The organism is Serratia sp. Ag1 (assembly GCF_000743355.1).
Taxonomy (GTDB): domain Bacteria; phylum Pseudomonadota; class Gammaproteobacteria; order Enterobacterales; family Enterobacteriaceae; genus Chania.
Map to the genome: position 1 here is coordinate 104935 of NZ_JQEI01000011.1, position 19432 is coordinate 124366.

Here is a 19432-nt window from a genome sequence, read left to right on the forward strand (position 1 = left end):
CTGTTTAACCCGCCGTGCTATCCATTTCGGCAAACACGGCTTCTGCCAAATGAAACGCTGCGTTGGCAGCGGGTAAACCACAGTACAGCGCACTTTGCATCAATACCTCTTTTATCTCTTCGCGGGTGACGCCGTTGTTGAACGCCGCCCGCAGGTGCATACGCAACTCGGCCTCGCGGTTGAGAGCAATCAGCATCGCGATGGTGATCAGGCTGCGGGTATGGCGCGCCAAACCGGGGCGAGTCCAGATCTCCCCCCAAGCGTAACGGCTGATAAAATTCTGAAACTCCTGGTTGAGCGGCGTCAAATTGCTCAACGTGCGGTCAACGTGGGCATCCCCCAGCACTTCGCGGCGCACCGCGATCCCCTGCTGGTAACGCTGTTCATCGTTCATGATTGCTCCTTGGTGGTGAGAATTGATTGATGCTGTTCCTGGGCTCGTGCCAAAACCTGCTGGATAAATACGGTGGCGCTGCCTAGCGCATTGACCGGATCGAGCAACTCGGCCAGTTGTTTACCCTCGAGCCGCTTAAGCACCTGTTCATCCCGCTCCAGTACCGCCAGCAGCGACAGATTTTCTGCCTGCGCACGCTGGCAGGCCTGTTCGATATGCCGATGAGCATTCAAACGCCCCATCGATTCGCCCAGCGCCATAGTGACCGCCTCCGCCAGAATTAACCCACCGGTCAGCGCCAGATTATCCGCCATACGCTCAGGGAACACCTGCAGGCCGTCGATCAGCGGCACGCTGGCCGCCAGTGCCCCGGCACTGAGCATGATCAGTTCCGGTAGGCTTTCCCATTCAGCATGCCAGCCCCCCAGGCCGCGCTCGTGCTCCTGCAGCATCGCCTGATACAGACCACTGACCAACGCCGGAGCGCGCATCGCCGCTGCTAGAATCACCGTGCAGGACACCGGATTACGCTTGTGCGGCATGGTGGAAGACCCCCCGCGCCCTGCACTCTGCGGTTCGGCAACCTCAGCAATTTCGGTCTGGCACAGCAACGAAATATCACGCGCCATCTTGCCCAACGTTCCCGCCAGCCCGGCATACCAGCCCGCCACTTCCAGCAGGCGATCGCGCTGGCTGTGCCAAGGGGTGTCAGCCTCCGTCAGTTGCAAGCGTTGCGCCAACAACGTCGATACCGCTTTGCCCTTCGCCCCTAGCGAATTCAGCGTCCCGGCGGCACCGCCAAATTGCAGCACCAGCACACGTGGCAGCATCTGCGCCAACCGCTGGCGATAACGCAGTAATGCGTCGAGCGTGCCTGCCAGCTTTAGCCCTAACGTCGTGGGCAACGCCTGCTGCATCCAGGTCCGCCCCACCATCAGCGTTTTACGGTGCACACTAATCTGGCGCACCAGAACTGCAATCAACTGTGACAATTGGCCATCGGTCTGCGCTAACGCGTTACGCAGTTGCAGCACCAACCCGGTATCAATCGCATCCTGGCTGGTTGCCCCCCAATGAACAAAGCGCGCCGCCTGCGGATCCTGCTCAGCGACCAGCGCGGTCAGTTGCCGCACCAAAGGGATCGCCAAATTGCCCGCCTGTGCCGCCGCCGTGGCCAGCGCGCCAGCATCCAACAACGCACTTTGGCAACGGCGAGTGATGATTTCTGCCGCTGAATAGGGAATCACACCGGCTGCTGCCTGTGCCTGAGCTAATGCCGCCTCGAAATCCAGCATCCCTTGTAAAACCGCCGCATCACTGAAACAGCTATTGATCGCGGAAGGCCGTAGCAACGGTGTCAATAATTCCATCCTCTCTCCTTTTTTATCCATTCAGGGCAAGGCATTAACGTTAGCCTTGCCCGGCAAACAGCGTCAAGGGCGATTATCGCTATAGCGTGCGTATATCGCACAAAGTGTGCGATTCAATTGATTTACCATCATATTCTGTGATCAAAACAGGATTTTCACGCGCTAACCTGCGCTCAACAAACCGTAATGGGCGATTATCGGATACACTGTGCGAAATCAGCAAAAACCAGAAGGGACTGACCATGACTCGCCCGCCATTTACCGATGCCCCGTCCGAAGACCACCGCTTTGTGGCTGGTAGCAGTAACGATCCGTTCAAAGGCGATCCGAACTTTATGACCTCGCTGGCGCGCGGGCTGGAGGTGATCCAGGCATTTACTCCGCAACGGCGCTTGATGTCGATCTCGCAAATCAGCCAGAAAACCGGCATCCCGCGCGCTGCAGTGCGCCGTTGCCTGTATACGCTCAATAAATTAGGCTTTGTCTACGCGCAGGACGGCAAAAACTTTGAGTTGCGCCCACGCATCCTGACGCTTGGTCATCCTTATCTGGCCTCGACCCCGCTGGCTAAAGCCACTCAGCCAGTGCTGAAACACATCAGCCAGATGCTCAACGAATCCTGCTCAATCGCTACGCTGGACGGTGACGATATTCTGTACATTGCCCGCGCCTCCAGCTCACGCATTATGAGCATCGATCTGGATATCGGTAGCCGATTACCTGCCTTTGCCACATCAATGGGCCGGGTACTCCTCGCCCATCTGCCACCAGAAGAACTGAACAGTTACCTCCGGCGCGTCAATCTGGTGCGCTACACGCAGCACACCCTTACCAACGTTAGCCACCTGAAAGAAGAGTTGAAAAAAGTCCGTACCCAAGGCTACGCCATCAACGATCAGGAGTTGGAGATTGGCCTGCGCTCGATTGCCGTGCCACTGATGGCGACTAACGGCAGTGTGAGTGCCGCCTTGAACGTTGGTGTGCAGGCTGGTTTAGTGCCGATCAGCGAGCTGACGGAGCGTGTCTTGCCGGTGCTGCGCGACGCCGCGCAAGAGCTTTCGCTGCTGTTATCCTGAGCCATCTCGCAGCCCACATCAGCGGCGAGATGGCCGTAACCGATTAAAAAGGCAGGCCGACATAGTTTTCTGCCAGCATGGTCATGGCACTGCGCGATTTGACCATGTATTGCAACTCAGAAAGTTGCAGCCGCTGCTGGAATGAACTGCTCTCGCGCTGGGTATGCAGCATATTCGTCATCCACCAGGAGAAGTGTTCGGCACGCCATACCCGTTGCAGAGCCTGCTCACTGTAAGCATCAAGATGCGCCCAGTTGCGTTGGCGATACAGGCTTTCCAGCGCTTGGGCCAGCAAGCGCACATCGGCCAATGCCAGGTTTAGCCCTTTCGCTCCGGTTGGCGGCACAATGTGCGCTGCATCACCGGCCAGCAACAGGCGCTTATAGCGCATGGGCTCGGTCACAAAACTGCGCATCCCGACCACGTTCTTTTGGAAGATCTTTCCTTGCTTTAATGACCAACCGTCATGGTTTTCCAGCCGGGTTTCCAGTTCGTGCCAAATCCGGTCATCAGACCAATCCTCAACCTTTTCCTGCGGATCGCACTGAAAATACATGCGCTGTACCTGCGCAGAGCGCGTGCTGATCAGGGCAAAACCGCGCTCATGGCGGGCATAAATCAATTCGTCACAAGAAGGAGGAGCCTCCACCAAAATACCAAACCAGCCAAAGGGATAGACGCGGGTATAATCCTTACGCAGACCGCCCGGCATCGCGGCCCGGCAGATGCCATGAAAACCGTCACAACCAATAACAAAATCGCAGCTAATAATATGGTCTTCATCAAGGTGTCGGTAATGGATCTGCGGGCGAGCACTCTCCAATTGCTGCAGCGATACCTGTTCCACGTCAAACAGCAACTGCCCTTGCGCTGCCTGCCGCGCCGCAATCAGATCTTTCAAGACTTCGTGCTGGGCATAAACGGTGATTTCTCTGTCGGTCAGTTCGGTTAAATCAATACGATGCTGAACCCCCTCGAATGCCAGCCGGATCCCTTGATGCCTGGCCCCCTCACGCGCCAAACGCGCTCCCAACCCTGTCTGGTTGAGCAAGTCGACTGTCCCTTGTTCCAGCACGCCAGCACGAATGGTTGACTCCACGGCGTGTTGACTGCGAGCCTCCAGCACCACAGATTCGATCCCCTGCAGGTGCAACAAATGAGAAAGCATCAAGCCAGCAGGCCCGGCCCCCACAATCCCTACTTGTGTTTGTCTATGCACAATATTCTCCTTATTGAGCCTTGTTCAAAGAGCCAAGCAGTGCAGGTTCTCTGAGCGAAAAATGTTTAACCATCAACGCCAGCGCGGCGACCAATGCCGGGATCGCCAGCAGGGTAAAAATCACGCTGAACGACAATTGCAGTTGCATCAGTAATCCCCCGCTCATCGCGCCAAGAATGCCACCAAAACGGCCAATACCCAGCATCCAGGCGACCCCGGTGGCACGGCCATGGGTCGGATAAAAACCGGCTGCCAGAGCAGGCATCGATGACTGCGCCCCGTTCATGCAGACGCCAGCGACAAACACCACGAACGCCATCAGCAGCGGATTGGTATTGACCAAACCAATGGCAAAGACGAACAAAGCGGTGAGGAGATAACCAACTGCCACCACCTTATGTGGATTGATGCGATCCATCAGCCAACCCATAACCAGCACCCCAATCCCACCCCCCAGAGGAAACAGCGCGGTAATCAGAGAGGCCTGACGGATCGAAGCCCCCGTTTCACGGATCAGCAGCGGCAGCCAACTGGTCAACAGGTAAAAAATCAGTAACCCCATAAAATAGGTGAGGCACAGCATCAGAGTGCCGCGCAGGTAATGCGGAGAAAAAATCACCCTCAGCGCAGATTGTTTCGTTTTTCCGCCCTGTTCATTCAGCGTAAAACGCAGTGGAGCCACCCACTGCTGCGGTGAGATACGGTTCAGCACCGCCGTAATACGCTCCGCCGCATAGCCATGCAGCACCATAAAGCGCACGGATTCAGGCAATGCGACCATTAATACCAGAGCCAGCAACAGTGGGGCCACGCCCCCCAGCACCAACACGCTTTGCCAGCCAAAGTGCGGGATCAACCAGGCAGAAACAAAACCGCCGAGCGAAGCCCCCAAAGGAAAGCCGCAGAACATCAGGTTCACCATCAGGGCTCGGCGGCGTTCGGGAGCATATTCAGACATCAGGGTCGCAGCATTGGGCATCGCGGCACCCAGCCCCAATCCGGTCAAAAAACGTAGCGGAGTCAGTATCGACAAGTTGGTTGCGAACGCCGTTAACAGGCTAAAACCACCAAATACCAATAGCGAGAGGATCAGTACCTTGCGGCGGCCAATACGATCCGCCAGCGGCCCGGCGGTTAAGGCCCCCACGGCCAGACCAACCAGTGCCGCACTCATCACCGGGCCCAGCGAGGTTTTTTCAATCCCCCACTCCTGCACCAGCGAAGCCGCAATATAACCGACGATCGCCGTGTCAAAGCCATCCAGGGCAACCGTTAAAAAGCACATCACCAAAATTAACCATTGGTAGGGTGAGAACCGGCTGTTATCGATCAGTGCCTGAACATCAATAGTGTTTTCATGTGGCATAGAGCGCTTCCTATGTGGGTTGAGCGACTGTGACCATTAGGGAACGCGAGGTCAGAACCTGAGAATCCCTTCTTTCATGTGCGATAATCGAACCACAGTTCGTCAATCGCCTTTAAAGAAAAACACTGACGCCAATAAGTTTCAATATTGTTAAATAAATTACTGTGCGAACACCGAACGGAAGCGTGGGGATTTATCTCTATTTTATTTAAAATCAAAATGTTGAAATTTATTTCTCAACCTGGGTGAATCAGGCTTATGTGACGTAATTAACATTACATTAATAATCCACACGCTTAATATGAGGGCAATTAATTTTTTAGCCAAAGATAGGATTAGGGGATGGGCAATCACCTCAGAATTAAGTGACATTGTCACTATTAATTACCGTTCTGCAATTAAAAGTTACATTAATGCAACCTGCAAATCATAAGCAACTGAGGATTATTAACTAAAATAAAAGTGTTGGTATCGCGCCAACACCAGTGAATGTTTGATAACTTAGCCCTGAGCACCTCTACCCTGTTCAGGGCTTTTTTTGCCTGCCAGCAAACCAATCAAGCCATTGTTATAAAAAGCAAGTTATCAACCGACGGTTGCCGCTCTACAGCCGATCAATAGCAAGCCCCCTCTCGAAACAACGGTCCGGCGGCCCGATTAGCTCGCGCCGTTATTTTAAGAGCATTCCTAACCAAAGAGACCAGCAAGATGCACGTTTCTAAACTATGCTCTGGTTGTAGGTAATATCAGACAAAATAATAAATAAATTTTTTAACGCCTCGCCCTGGACGATCATCCCTAAACAGGGCTTTTTTTTGTCTACTCGTCGTGATTATCATTTATTGAAGCTTATTGACTGCAATAAAAAGAAAGCCCCAACAACTTATTGGGGCCAGATAATTGCAGTTACACAACACGCTCAAGCCGTTGGGCTAACCAAAGCCAGCGCGTTCTTCATCGCTTCTACCATTTCGCCGTCCACACAGTAATGGCTGAACTCATCAAACTCGCTGTCGGAACACATGGTCACCCCTGCTTTACGGTAACGCATGGTGGATGGTACCCAGTGCCCGGAAGAGCTGTGCAACTCCTGAATACCGATATCAACAAACTTGTGCAGGTTGCTTAACCGCACACCGGCACCGGCCATGATCACCGGCCCTTGGCTGGCCTGCAGCAGATTGCGTAACAGTGGCAGCCCCAGCTCCGCATTTTGCTGTTGCCCTGAGGTAAGAATGCGAGCTACCCCGAGTTGCGTTAACTGCTCCAACGCCACCAGCGGACTTTGGCACATATCAAACGCACGGTGGAAAGTCACCGCCATCCCTTCGCTCAGTTTCATTACTTCACGCATACGCGGCAGATCGATATGCCCTTCGCTATCCAGCATGCCGACCACTACCCCTGCAAATCCCAGATCGCGGATACCAGCAATGTCATTCTTCATGATCTCGAAATCGACCGTGCTATAGCAAAAATCCCCACCTCGCGGGCGAACTATCGGATGAACAGGGATCTTTACCCGTTCCCGCACCTGCAGCAGTGAACCATAACTCGGCGTCAGTCCCCCTTCGCTCTGGCTGGCGCATAGTTCGATACGATCGGCACCTGCTTGTTCCGCCGTTATCGCACAATCGACGCTATAGCAACAAACTTCTAATTTCATTATTGTCACCCCAAAAAAACGGCTAAAAACGCTACAGCAGTTGATAGACAAGTCGCTATAGTGACAGGATTTATCACACAGGTTCAAGGCAGTAACTATGACATTCAATTTTGATCAATGGATAGACCGCAGTCACAGTGACAGCGTTAAGTGGGGCAAATATCGCGATCGCGACATTATTCCACTTTGGGTTGCCGATACGGACTTTCTTTCTCCGCCTTGTGTGATCAACGCCTTGCAGCAGCGCGTTGCACATGGTGTTTTCGGCTATGGTCACCCATCCCCGGAACTGGGTCACGTTTTTATCCAGCACGTGGCAGAACGCTACGGCTGGCATATTTTGCCTGAATGGCTGGTTTTCTTGCCTGGATTGGTTTGCGGGCTGAACTTATGCGTGCGGGCTTTCACCACAGAAGGCCAAGGAACTCTCGCCCCGTCACCGATTTATCCGCCTTTCCGCCAAGCAGCAAAACTCGCGGGCCGCTCGCAGTTGCCAATCCCGCTGCGGCTCGATCATCAGCGTTGGGTTATGGATCTCAACAGCGCAGAGGCGCAACTTACGGGCCAGGAGCGCTTGTTGATGCTCTGCAACCCGCAAAACCCCGGCGGCACCCTGTATCGCCGCGAAGAACTGCTGGAGCAGCATGAGTTTGCCCGTCGTCACGATCTGATCGTCTGTTCGGACGAAATTCATTGCGATCTGCTGTTAGAGCCCGGCTTGCAGCATATTCCGTTTGCCAGCCTGAATGATGATGCGGCGCAGCGCAGTATCACGCTGATGTCACCGTCAAAAACCTTCAACATCGCTGGATTAGGGGCATCAATAGCGATCATCCCTAACGATAACCTGCGCTTACAGCTATGCCGGGCACGCAGCGGCATTGTGCCAGGAGTAGACGTACTGGCGCTGGTTGCCGCGCAGGCGGCGTATGGTGGTGGGCAAACCTGGTTGGATGAACAGTTGGATTATTTACGGGCCAACCGTGATGTCGTGTTTGAGCGCATTAACAAGATGCCCGGTTTACGCTTGCACCCGGTAGAAGCCACCTATCTTGCCTGGATCGACTGTAGCGGATTGCCCGTAGACAACCCACATGCTTTCTTCGAACAGGCCGGAGTGGGTTTAAGCCCTGGGCTGGATTTTGGCGATCGCCGTTTTGTGCGCCTCAACTTCGGCTGCCGACGTGAACTGTTGACCACAGCACTGGATCGCATGGGGCAGGCGGTCAGCCACCTCAGCACAGACTAAGCCCGTTCGCTGGCCACAATGTCACGGATAGAGTACGGGTGGAATTTGATGGTGATATTGCCATCCGTCAGCGCCAACGTTGGGTTCGGCAAACGCTCACCCTCGCCTTTTGGGGCACTCTGCTTCAGCTTGATCCCCGGTAGCAGCAGTGCCTCATCCGCGAGACAGTCTAACGCCCGCGCATACAGGGTAGCCGGATCGCCACCCAGTACCAGTTCGACATGTTCCCATCCTTCATGCGGATAGCGCTTTTCACCGGGATAAGGCAGCTCAACACAGTCAATGAGCCACGGGCCCATCTTCAATGGTTCGGCAAGATCGAACAGGCAGATAGTGCGGCCATTGATTGATGCTTCTGACAGCAAAGCACCGCACCGCAATAACCCCTGACGCCAGCGATCTGCCGTGCTGTTCTGATGGCAGCGCAGCGAAATATGGTCGGCACTGAAAGCTGACAAATCGAGGTGCAGCTTTTCCGCCAGTTGTGTCAGCGCCTGTTCAAAGCGCGGTAAATCCTGCACCAAATCGTTAAGTTCGGTCATCGACAGCAAAGAGCTCATAGGTTGCTTAACTTCTCCAAATATAAATAACGGGCACGACAATTTAAACAGAACCAAGAATTTACGAGATTAATCTTGAAATTCATAAACTTAATTGCCAGTGCCAATTTATTACGATAGTGTGAATCCATATTTAACTCTGGTAGATAAATATGATCCTTCTGTGCATCGCCATTGTTCTGATCATTATTGCAGTTTATGCAATATACCGTCATTACAAAATACAGCGCTATGGCACGTCGCGTTCCAGCCGCCGCCATAAAAAACGTTAGCCCCTAGCCTGTTCCCTGCGCCGCTTTTCATCACCTTTCGTCGCCCAGCCCTCAGCAACTGCTGACGCGCTGCCTCTGATCAGATACAATTACAGGCTGTTTTGTGGTTAGCCGCCCCCACTGGCGCGGTGTAAAGGCCACCATTGAATCTGGAGGGGCGTGCCATGCGGCCCTCGTTTGCATTTAAGGTAACCCGGTGAATATTCAGGCTCTTCTATCAGATAAAGTCAGCCAGGCGTTGATTGCTGCAGGTGCACCTGCAGATTGCGAAGCACAAGTTCGTCAGTCAGCGAAAGCGCAGTTTGGTGATTATCAGGCTAACGGCGTTATGTCCGTGGCAAAAAAACTCGGTATGCAACCACGACAACTGGCAGAAAAAGTGGTGCAACTGCTGGAACTGGGTGATATCGCCAACAAAGTGGAGATCGCAGGCCCTGGTTTTATCAATATCTTCCTCAACAGTGCTTGGGTTGCCCGCCAGACCGATCGCGTTCTGAGCGCCCCTAAACTCGGCATTGCCCCCGTTGAGCAGCAAACCATTGTTATCGACTACTCGGCACCCAACGTGGCGAAAGAGATGCACGTTGGCCACTTACGCTCCACCATCATCGGTGATGCTGCTGCGCGTACCCAGGAGTTCCTCGGCCATAAAGTGATCCGTGCCAACCATGTCGGTGACTGGGGCACCCAGTTCGGCATGCTGATCGCCTACCTGGAAAAAATGCAGAATGAACACGCCAGCGAAATGGGCCTGTCAGATCTCGAGCAGTTTTATCGTGAAGCGAAGAAAAATTACGACGAAGACGAAGAGTTTGCCCTGCGCGCCCGTGGCTATGTGGTGAAACTGCAAGGCGGTGACGACTACTGCCTGAAGATGTGGCGTAAGCTGGTAGACATCACCATGGCGCAAAATCAGCTCACCTATAACCGACTGAATGTCACCCTGACCGAAGATGATGTGATGGGTGAAAGCCTGTACAACGCCATGCTGCCGGGCATCGTTGCCGATCTCAAAGCCAAAGGGTTGGCGGTAGAAAGCGAAGGCGCGACCGTGGTCTTCCTCGACGAATACAAGAATAAAGATGGCGATCCGATGGGCGTCATTATCCAGAAAAAAGATGGCGGTTACCTGTATACCACTACCGATATCGCCTGCGCCAAATACCGCTATGAAACGCTGGGGGCCGATCGCGTCCTGTATTACATCGATTCGCGCCAGCATCAGCATTTGATGCAAGCCTGGACTATTGTGCGTAAAGCCGGTTACGTGCCAGACGCGGTCACGCTGGAGCACCACATGTTTGGCATGATGTTGGGTAAGGACGGCAAGCCGTTCAAAACCCGTGCCGGTGGCACCATCCGGTTGTCGGATCTGCTGGATGAAGCCATCGAGCGCGCCAGCAAATTGATCGCTGAAAAAAATCCAGACATGCCTGCAGAAGAAATGCAAAACGTGGCTAAGGTCGTTGGTATCGGTGCGGTGAAATACGCCGATCTGTCGAAAAGCCGTACTACCGACTACATCTTCGATTGGGACAGCATGTTGGCCTTCGAGGGCAACACCGCCCCTTATATGCAATATGCTTACACCCGCGTCGCTTCGGTATTCAAACGTGCAGGCGTTGATGAAAGTGATCTGACCCTGCCGCTGGTGATGACCGAAGAGCGTGAAATTGCGCTGGCCACCCGTCTGCTGCAGTTCGAAGAAACCCTCACCGTAGTGGCTCGTGAAGGGACTCCACATGTGATGTGTACTTACCTGTACGATTTGGCCGGGTTATTCTCCGGTTTCTACGAACATTGCCAGATCCTGAACGCCGAGAGCGAAGAAACCCGTCAGAGCCGCCTGAAGCTGGCGTTGCTGACCGCCAAAACGCTGAAAACTGGCCTGGAAACCTTGGGGATCGACACCCTCGAGCGCATGTAAGCCAGAAGAGGAATACAAAAAAGGTCGCTGTTCGGTAGCGACCTTTTTTATTTACGGCGCAAATAGCAGAATTACGCGACCCGACGGGCAAAATCTCGTGGCCGAAAACCCAATATCCCCAGCACTGCGAAGTAGGCCACCACGCCTGCTACCACCACCACTGCCAAGCGCAGCAAGCGCGCCAACATAGTGCCCTGATCCCAGGCGGGCATCAGCCACATAGCACCGATTAGAACTGCGGCCATCGCCACCACCGCCGCCACCAGCTTGATCAGGAATATCGCCCACCCTGGCTGTGGCTGGAAGATTTTCTGTTTGCGCAATTGCCAATACAGCAATGAAGCATTCAAACAGGCCGCCAGACCAATCGACAATGAAAGCCCGGCATGCTTGAGCGGCCCAATAAACATCAGGTTCATGACCTGCGTCATGATCAGAGTAATAATGGCAATCTTCACCGGGGTTTTGATGTCCTGACGGGAATAAAAGCCCGGTGCCAGCACCTTCACCACAATCAGCCCCATCAGCCCAACGGAATAGGCAACCAACGCTCGTTGAGTCATTGCGGCGTCAAACGCACTAAATTTACCGTATTGGAACAAGGAAACAACCAATGGCTCGGCCAGGATCCCTAACGCAATCGCGCTCGGCAGCGCCAGTACAAAGCACAGACGCAACCCCCAATCCATCAAGCGGTTATATTCCTCCTGATTGCCGCTGGAGAAACTTTTCGCCAGTGAAGGCAGCAGAATAGTCCCCAACGCGACACCCAACACACCAGAAGGGAACTCCATCAGGCGGTCGGCGTAATACATCCAGGACACCGAACCGGACACCAAAAACGACGCAAAAATGGTGTTGATAATCAGCGAGATCTGACTGACCGATACCCCAAGGATCGCAGGCCCCATCTGGCGCATCACTCGCCATACCCCTGCATCCCGCAGTTTCAAACGCGGCAGCACCAGCATGCCGATCCTCTTGAGATGCGGTAACTGATAACCCAGTTGCAACACGCCGCCCACGACCACGGCCCAGGCCAGCGCCAGCACAGGCGGATGGAAATAAGGCGCGGCAAACAGCGCAAAACCGATCATGCTGACGTTCAGCAACGTCGGCGCAAAAGCCGGAATAGAGAAACGGTTCCAGGTATTAAGGATCGCCCCCACCAGCGAAGCCAGTGAAATCAGCAGGATATAGGGAAAAGTAATACGCAGTAGCGCCGAAGTCAGGGCAAATTTATCCGGCGTATCGGTAAAACCCGGGGCGGTAATGTAGATCACCCACGGAGCCGCCAGCATCCCCAGTACCGTGACAATTGCCAACACCAGCGTCAGTAAGCCAGAAACGTAGGCCACAAAGGTACGGGTCGCCTCTTCCCCCTGCTGGCTTTTGTACTCCGCCAGAATAGGCACGAACGCCTGAGAAAACGCCCCTTCGGCAAAAATGCGTCGCAGCAGGTTCGGCAATTTGAACGCCACAAAGAAGGCATCGGTGGCCATCCCGGCCCCAAAAACACGCGCAACAATGGCATCACGTACAAAGCCCAGCACCCGCGAGAACATCGTCATAGAACTAACGGCGGCCAGTGATTTTAGTAGATTCATGTGGTTTTTCTGATGAGTACAACGTGTAAATATTAACGCCTGCAGCAGCAGGCGTCAGTTGAATAGCGCATCCCTTTATGACTTGAAGTTGCCGGTAAGCAACAGCTCCAAGCACTGTAGGCATAGTCTACGGTGCCACCGGAGTAATAGCCAGCAGCCTATGTTACATGGCGTTACGCAGCATTTTCTCGATCAGCCGCTGCGCGTAGATCGCCTGTTCACCCGCCGTTTCCGGGGTGGTCTGATTGCTGACCGACTGGATAAAGTGCTGCACGGCACCGGTAAAACCACGCTGGGCCAGCGTGGTTTGCCAACCTGCCGCCGGTTGCTCAACCACGCCTTGAGGATCTTCCCGCAGCCACTGACGCATATCATTCACCTGGTAAACAGCCCCGTCGCTCACCGCATAGACGCTTTCGCGCTGGCTGCCTGCCCGGCGATGCATACTGGTAGTGACCAGCCTCTCCCCACAGGCAAAATGATGTTCAGCGTAAACCATTTCACCCGCTTCGTTGGCACGCAGGCTGCCGCTCAGCAAGTTCCCGGTACCGCCCCCCAACCACAACGCGGTATCCACCACGTGCAGGTAGTCGTCCAACAACGTGAAGCGCAGATCCCGTGGCCCGACGCTGTCTGCACGGTGTTTATCCATGCGGATCGAGGCAGGTTGGTGCATTTGCTGTTTCAGTTGGCGGTATAACGGCGCAAAACGCCGGTTGAAGCCGACCATCAGCATTTTGCCGCGTTTGTCCGCCAACGCGAGCAACTGTTCCGCCTGCTCCAACGTTTCTGCCAAGGGTTTGTCCACGTAAACGTGTACACCGAGTTCAAGCAACTCGCTCACCACGGCAAAATGGCTGGCGGTGCTACTGTGTACAAACACCGCATCACATTGCTGCGCCAGGCTATCGAGCCGCGAAAAGCAAACCATGCGGTAACTGTCGCAAACCTGTTGCGCCTTTTGCTGGTTCGGAGAGAAACCCCCAACCAGTTGCCAGTCCAGCGCGTGGCTGAGGATCGGCAGGTAGGCTTTTTGCGCGATCCCACCAAGGCCAACCACACCGATGCGTAATTTACTCATCTTGCCCCCGTGCCAGCAGCTGTGCCAATTGCTGTTTCAGCGCTGCCACTTCCGCTTCCAACAGAGCGACTCGCTCACTGAGCTCACCGTCAACGACGGGTTCAACCTCATCAGGAGCCTCTTCGATCTGGCCGCTGAATAAGTGCATAAATCGGCTTTCCCGTTTGCCAGGCTCACGCGGCAAGCGCACCACAAACGGGCCATCTTCGCGCGTAGTTAGTTGCTGTAAGACATCTTCAACTTCACTGACATCGTTGAACTCGTGCATCCGGTTGGTGCGGGTGCGCAGTTCACCCGGCGTCTGCGCCCCACGCAGTAACAGCGTGGCAATCACAGCCAACTCAGCCGGTGCAAGTTTCAACTGGCCGAACTCAGAATTACAGAAGCGGTGTTCATATTTCACCACTCGATTACCAAAACCGCTTAGCGTGCGAATAAAATGCTTTCTCAACAGCAAATCCAGAGTCTGCTGGACTTCACTTTCCGACAGTTCCATGACCGGTTCACGGTTGGTTTTTTGGTTGCAAGCCAAGGTGATGGCGTTTAACGAAAGCGGATATTGATCGGGCGTAGTAACCTGTTTCTCTAGCAGGCAGCCTATCACTCGGGCTTCTTTAGCACTCAGTTCATATTTCATCTACGGCCTCAGCGTGGCGAGGGTTGCCATTCTTTATTGGTTAATGCGGTGAGAACGTGATCCTGCCACCGCCCGTCAATCAGCAGATAATCTTTCGCATAACCTTCACGTTCAAAACCCAGCCGGGTGAGCAAAGCTCCGCTGCGTTGGTTATGCGGCATATAATTGGCCATGATGCGGTGCATCCGCTGCTGCCGCTGCATATAACGGATAGCGGATTGCAACGCTTCATACATCAGCCCCTGCCCTTGCCATTTTTCCCCGAGGGAATATCCCAAAAAACAGGCATGGAACGAGCCGCGCAACACGTTGCTGAAATTGGCAACGCCACGAACTTCATTCTCATCAGGATCCAGCAGGATAAAATAGTAGGCATTGCCTTGCTTTTGCAGCTCGGTAATCATGCCTAACCGCGCCTGCCAGCCTGAAGGGTAGCAATGGCTTTCGTCCCGTAACGGCTCCCAAGGTTTGAGGAACGCCCGGTTGGCAGCATAATACTCAGCCAGCCGATAGGCATCACGCTCATGAACGAGGCGGACGACCAGCCGGTCAGTGGTAAGGCGTACTTTTGGTGATGCAGAGCGATAGCCAAACATCATTTCTCCCGCGATCAGGACGGTTCGATAAGAAGTATTGATTGGGTGAGCCTGTGAATTATTACCGTTGGTGCTTTCACCGCCCCGGTTGCTCATGTTCAACAGCCGACGCAGAACCGCACTTGCCCTTGTTCACTATAACCGTAGCCGACCCGGCAGGTAAAACCCCTGTCGTTCAGTAAATAAGCAATCAATCGTTTTGTCCGTTTTTTTGGCTGGTTTTGCCACTCACGTAACGTATTGACGATGAAAAAATATTATCTACGTCCCCCTATCAGTATGGAGACATTGGGGGGAGAATATACGGGTTGTGGTTTTCTCCTCCTCTTCTTATTGCTCGTGGTGAAACATGTCGTTGGTAGCGCAAGCTCGGAGCTTGGGTAAGTATTTTTTATTGTTTGATAATCTGTTAGTGGTTTTAGGCTTTTTCGTGGTCTTTCCACTGATTTCCATCCGTTTTGTCGATCAACTTGGCTGGGCTGCCCTGGTGGTCGGCATTGCGCTGGGCCTGCGCCAACTGGTTCAACAAGGGCTGGGGATTTTTGGCGGTGCTATTGCCGATCGTTTTGGTGCCAAACCGATGATTGTCACTGGCATGTTGCTTCGCGCGGCAGGTTTTGCCACCATGGCAATGGCCGATCAGCCTTGGTTATTGTGGTTTTCTTGTGCGCTTTCAGCCATTGGCGGCACGCTGTTCGATCCCCCACGTACCGCGTTGGTGATCAAATTAACCCGCCCGCATGAGCGTGGCCGGTTCTTTTCTTTGCTGATGATGCAAGACAGCGCCGGAGCAGTGATTGGGGCCCTGATCGGCAGTTGGTTGCTGCAATATGACTTCCACTTTGTCTGCTGGGCAGGCGCAGGGATTTTTGTGATGGCTGCGGGCTGGAACGCCTGGCTGTTGCCAGCCTATCGCATCTCCACCGTTCGTGTGCCGATGAAAGAAGGCATGATGCGCGTATTGCGTGACCGCCGTTTCCTCATCTATGTGCTGACCTTAACCGGTTATTACATGCTGTCGGTTCAGGTCATGCTGATGCTGCCGATCATCGTGAATGAAATTGCCGGTTCACCGGCAGCGGTGAAATGGATGTACGCTATTGAAGCGGCCCTGTCGCTGTCATTGCTTTATCCACTGGCGCGCTGGAGTGAAAAGCACTTCCGGCTGGAACAACGCCTGATGGCCGGTTTGCTGCTGATGACGCTCAGCCTGATACCGGTCGGGCTGGCGACCAGCCTGCAGGCCGTCTTTACCCTGATTTGCTGTTTTTATTTGGGTTCAATTATTGCAGAACCCGCACGTGAAACCCTGAGCGCCTCGCTTGCCGATCCACGGGCGCGTGGCAGCTATATGGGTTTCAGTCGTTTAGGTCTGGCTTTGGGGGGTGCGCTGGGTTATACCGGCGGTGGCTGGATGTATGACACTGGGCGAGCGTTAGGCAGGCCGGAATTACCCTGGTTCCTGCTCGGGCTGGTAGGGTTCATCACGCTATTTGCCTTGTATTGGCAGTTCAACCCACGCGCCGTTGCCCCAACGCCCAGCGTAAACGAGAGCTGACACCAAAAGCCTGATAAATCATCATGATGGCTATAATAACCTGACAACAGGAGCAAACATGAAACTGTTTATTTATGATCATTGCCCATTCTGCGTAAAGGCCCGCATGATTTTCGGCCTGAAAAACCTGCCAGTACGTTTGGTGACGCTGCTTAACGATGACGAAGCGACGCCCATCAGTATGATCGGCCAGAAAATGGCACCGATCCTGCAAAAAGACGATGGAAGCTACATGCCTGAGAGCATGGACATCGTACATTACATCGACAACCTTGACGGCAAGCCTCTGCTGACCGGCGCGACCAACCCGGCCATCGCCGAGTGGTTGCAGCACGTCAGCCGCTATACCCTCAAGCTGTTGTTGCCGCGTTTTGCCAATGCCGATTTCGAAGAGTTCGCCACTGACAATGCGCGCCGTTATTTCAGCGATAAAAAACAGGCAGCGATCGGCGACTTTGCTACCCATCTGGCAGACAGTGCGGACCTGATTGCGCTGCTGGATAGCGATCTGGTCAACCTTGCAGCGCTGATCCAATCCCCAGAAGCGGTTAACGGCACTCTTTCTACCGATGATATCAACCTGTTCCCGCTGTTACGTTCACTGTCGATCGTCGCTGGCGTTACGCTGCCAGACAACGTGGAAGCCTACCGTAACCGAATGGCACAACGCAGCGATATCCCGTTACTGCTCGATATGGAGCAGTGATTGTTCTGTACCCAAAATAATTCGAATTATTTTGGGTATTAGGGTATATAGCATTTCCGTTAGCAGTTTTACGAGGCACGAATGAAGAAGATCCTGATGGGCGCTGCTGCCCTGATATTTGCTGGTGTGCTTACCGGTTGCAATCAACTGGCGCAATACAGCGTCAGTGAACAAGAAGTGAATGACTACCTGCAGAAGCACAACAATTATCAAAAACAGCTCGGTGTACCTGGGTTAGTCGATGCCAATATCGTTTTGACACAGTTACAAAGCCAGATTGGCCGCAGCGAGCCGGGTAAAGTGGTGCTTTCTGGCAATGCCAAAGTCAACATCACGTCGATTCTTGGCCCACAGGAAGCAGAATTGCAGTTATCGCTAAAAGCGCAGCCGGTTTACGATCGCGAAAAAGGCGCTATCTTCCTGCGGGAAATGGAGTTGGTGGACTACAAGGTTCAACCAGAGAAAATAGATACGGTGATGAAAGCGCTCACGCCTTACCTGAGCCAGTCACTGAAAGCCTATTTCGATCAACAACCGGTTTATGTCCTCAACCCGGATAACAGTAAAACAGAAGCGCTGGCGCGCAAATTGGCCAAAGGGTTGGAAGTGAAACCGGGCCAATTGGTGATCCCGTTCACTGACTAACCTTAATAAGGCGCAGTATTCAACATTTACTGCGCCTTTAAACATCACTCTTCTTCGTCTGAACCTGCGTCTGCCTGCTCATAGTCCGCTAACTCGTCGCGCATCGCCGCAATCGCATCACGGGTAATCAATGCCAAAGTGCGATAGAAACCGCTGGTGGCATGCGCTTCCACCTTGCCCAGAAAACGCCCACACCACGGCAGCAGAAACTCATCAAACAGCGTGATTTGCGCCTGCGCTTCGTCTTCTTGCGATTGATCTTCCAGCCAAGAAGCTGCCAGCAAAAGTGAACCGAAATGATCGGCAGGGGCTTCACCCAACGGCATGCCACGCTGTTGCAGGAAAACGCGCACTTCGGCTTCGTTGCACCCTTCAACATAGGCAGAACGGAATGGCGGCACACTACACTCACTGCCAACAAACATCGCATTGAAATCAGCGGCCAACTGAGGAGCCTCACACTGCTGCTGCAGGCGTACCAACAGTTCGTCCTGCTCCAGTGGCCAATGCTGCTGAAGTTTACCTTCTTTGATCAGGGTAAACAGCGGTAACAGCAACGGATCCTGCGGTTGGCGATAAAACAGCGACCCCAGCACCCGGCAGACAACGGAAAACTCATTCATAATCAAGCCCTATTCAATACGGAAAATTTGCCGTGACGATGTCACAGATCCGCCAGTTCCGCAATCGCTGGCTTGCCACGCTGCTCAAGAAAATTCAGCAAACGACGCGGTGACACATTCAAGACACGCCCCTGCGGGAAATTCACCTCTTGAATAATACGTTCACAGTGTTCAAATTGCCCCAGTGAGAAAGCCACATGTGAATCAGAACCCAGCGCCAGCCAGCCCCCAGCATCACGCACCGCTGCGGCCACGGCCCGGCAATTGGCTTCGCTACCTTTGCGCGAATGCGTAAATGAAGAATTATTCAGTTCCAACGCCACCTGATACTTCGCAGCCGCCGCAGCAACCGCAGCAATATCAATGGGATACTTAGGGTTACCCGGATGGCTGATGATATGCACATCTCCCTGCGCCATAGCGGCAATCATGGCTTCGGTATTGGCCGCCTTACCTTGCGGCGCAAAAACCGGCTCATGGAACCCGGCAATAATCAGATCGATTTCATTCAGCATCGGGCCGGTGCAGTCGATATCACCTGCCAGATTCTTGATGTTGGCTTCGATACCACGCAGGATCCCGACGCCATCCACCAAACGCGGCCAGACTCGCATATTCATAAAGTGCCAATAATGGGGCGCATCGGCCATGTCCGGCCCGTGGTCGGTGATGGCAAACAGCGTGATGCCTTTTTGCTTCGCCTCTGCAATATAGTCATGCAAAGTGCTGTAAGCATGGGTACTGGCGACGGTATGCATATGTAAATCAACGGGGTACATTATTTTTCCTTGTTATGTGCTTACCTATATTTATAGGGTTGCCAGGCACGGTGGGCCGGTCTGTTTCATCATAGCAGTTAACGCTGTCATCAGCAGCGCGA

The 19432-nt window shown here is 53.7% G+C and carries 18 protein-coding genes; 6 read left to right on the forward strand and 12 right to left on the reverse strand.

The window, feature by feature from the left end:
* Nucleotides 1–4: 4 nt before the first annotated feature.
* Together pcaC and IV04_RS06820 are read right to left on the reverse strand one after the other, a co-directional pair.
* Nucleotides 5–394, reverse strand: a complete 390-nt coding sequence (gene pcaC / locus IV04_RS06815) for a 4-carboxymuconolactone decarboxylase (RefSeq protein WP_037398873.1) — start codon at nt 392–394, stop codon at nt 5–7.
* Nucleotides 391–1764: a 3-carboxy-cis,cis-muconate cycloisomerase gene (locus IV04_RS06820; protein ID WP_037398872.1), complete on the reverse strand. Its 1374-nt coding sequence runs from the start codon at nt 1762–1764 to the stop codon at nt 391–393. The genes pcaC and IV04_RS06820 overlap by 4 nt, the downstream gene beginning before the upstream one ends.
* 242 nt (nt 1765–2006) lie before the next feature.
* On the opposite strand from IV04_RS06820, the gene IV04_RS06825 reads away from it, so the two are divergent.
* Nucleotides 2007–2840: an IclR family transcriptional regulator C-terminal domain-containing protein gene (locus tag IV04_RS06825; RefSeq protein WP_051916707.1), complete on the forward strand. Its 834-nt coding sequence runs from the start codon at nt 2007–2009 to the stop codon at nt 2838–2840.
* A 43-nt stretch (nt 2841–2883) separates the two neighbouring features.
* Here the strand turns inward: IV04_RS06825 and IV04_RS06830 are convergent, their stop codons facing one another.
* From IV04_RS06830 to cutC, 3 genes are all read right to left on the reverse strand, one after another.
* Nucleotides 2884–4059 carry a 4-hydroxybenzoate 3-monooxygenase gene (locus IV04_RS06830; RefSeq protein WP_037398870.1) on the reverse strand — a complete coding sequence of 392 codons (1176 nt, stop codon included), beginning with the start codon at nt 4057–4059 and terminating at the stop codon, nt 2884–2886.
* Nucleotides 4060–4069: 10 nt separating this feature from the next.
* A complete protein-coding gene (locus IV04_RS06835; RefSeq protein WP_037398869.1) occupies nt 4070–5425 on the reverse strand; it encodes an aromatic acid/H+ symport family MFS transporter in 1356 nt (451 codons plus the stop codon).
* A 919-nt stretch (nt 5426–6344) separates the two neighbouring features.
* Nucleotides 6345–7094, reverse strand: a complete 750-nt coding sequence (gene cutC, locus IV04_RS06840) for a copper homeostasis protein CutC (RefSeq protein WP_037399968.1) — start codon at nt 7092–7094, stop codon at nt 6345–6347.
* A gap of 94 nt (nt 7095–7188) precedes the next feature.
* Here cutC and IV04_RS06845 point away from each other — a divergent pair, with 94 nt between their 5' ends.
* The gene (locus tag IV04_RS06845; protein WP_037398867.1) at nt 7189–8340 is read left to right on the forward strand and encodes a MalY/PatB family protein; all 1152 of its coding nucleotides are present in this window, start codon (nt 7189–7191) and stop codon (nt 8338–8340) included.
* On the opposite strand, the gene IV04_RS06850 is transcribed toward IV04_RS06845, so the two are convergent.
* Nucleotides 8337–8900, reverse strand: coding sequence for a VOC family protein (locus IV04_RS06850; protein ID WP_037398865.1), 564 nt, complete (start codon nt 8898–8900; stop codon nt 8337–8339). The two genes, IV04_RS06845 and IV04_RS06850, sit on opposite strands and share 4 nt — an antisense overlap.
* A gap of 468 nt (nt 8901–9368) precedes the next feature.
* Here IV04_RS06850 and argS point away from each other — a divergent pair, with 468 nt between their 5' ends.
* Nucleotides 9369–11099, forward strand: a complete 1731-nt coding sequence (gene argS, locus IV04_RS06860) for an arginine--tRNA ligase (protein ID WP_037398861.1) — start codon at nt 9369–9371, stop codon at nt 11097–11099.
* A 71-nt stretch (nt 11100–11170) separates the two neighbouring features.
* Here argS and murJ read toward each other — a convergent pair whose 3' ends face one another.
* The 4 genes from murJ to rimJ all read right to left on the reverse strand — a co-directional run bounded on the left by murJ (nt 11171) and on the right by rimJ (nt 15020).
* Complete coding sequence (murJ, locus tag IV04_RS06865; RefSeq protein WP_037398860.1) at nt 11171–12706, reverse strand: murein biosynthesis integral membrane protein MurJ; 1536 nt, start codon at nt 12704–12706, stop codon at nt 11171–11173.
* A 163-nt stretch (nt 12707–12869) separates the two neighbouring features.
* Nucleotides 12870–13787, reverse strand: a complete 918-nt coding sequence (locus IV04_RS06870) for a Gfo/Idh/MocA family protein (RefSeq protein WP_037398859.1) — start codon at nt 13785–13787, stop codon at nt 12870–12872.
* A complete protein-coding gene (locus tag IV04_RS06875; protein ID WP_037398857.1) occupies nt 13780–14424 on the reverse strand; it encodes a YceH family protein in 645 nt (214 codons plus the stop codon). Before IV04_RS06875 ends, IV04_RS06870 begins: the two co-directional genes overlap by 8 nt.
* 8 nt (nt 14425–14432) lie before the next feature.
* On the reverse strand, nt 14433–15020 hold the full coding sequence (gene rimJ, locus IV04_RS06880) for a ribosomal protein S5-alanine N-acetyltransferase (protein WP_037399965.1): 588 nt from the start codon (nt 15018–15020) through the stop codon (nt 14433–14435).
* A 349-nt stretch (nt 15021–15369) separates the two neighbouring features.
* On the opposite strand from rimJ, the gene mdtH reads away from it, so the two are divergent.
* The 3 genes from mdtH (at nt 15370) to IV04_RS06895 (ending at nt 17929) form a co-directional block, all read left to right on the forward strand.
* Complete coding sequence (gene mdtH, locus IV04_RS06885) at nt 15370–16578, forward strand: multidrug efflux MFS transporter MdtH (protein WP_037398854.1); 1209 nt, start codon at nt 15370–15372, stop codon at nt 16576–16578.
* Nucleotides 16579–16636: 58 nt separating this feature from the next.
* Complete coding sequence (gene grxB, locus IV04_RS06890; RefSeq protein ID WP_037398853.1) at nt 16637–17284, forward strand: glutaredoxin 2; 648 nt, start codon at nt 16637–16639, stop codon at nt 17282–17284.
* 81 nt (nt 17285–17365) lie between these two features.
* Nucleotides 17366–17929 carry a lipoprotein gene (locus IV04_RS06895; RefSeq protein WP_037398851.1) on the forward strand — a complete coding sequence of 188 codons (564 nt, stop codon included), beginning with the start codon at nt 17366–17368 and terminating at the stop codon, nt 17927–17929.
* Nucleotides 17930–17973: 44 nt separating this feature from the next.
* On the opposite strand, the gene IV04_RS06900 is transcribed toward IV04_RS06895, so the two are convergent.
* Together IV04_RS06900 and IV04_RS06905 are read right to left on the reverse strand one after the other, a co-directional pair.
* Entirely contained in the window at nt 17974–18552 is a 579-nt protein-coding gene (locus IV04_RS06900; protein ID WP_037398849.1) for a molecular chaperone, read from the reverse strand.
* Between the two features lie 41 nt (nt 18553–18593).
* Complete coding sequence (locus tag IV04_RS06905; protein WP_037398847.1) at nt 18594–19331, reverse strand: phosphatase; 738 nt, start codon at nt 19329–19331, stop codon at nt 18594–18596.
* Nucleotides 19332–19432 lie beyond the last annotated feature (101 nt).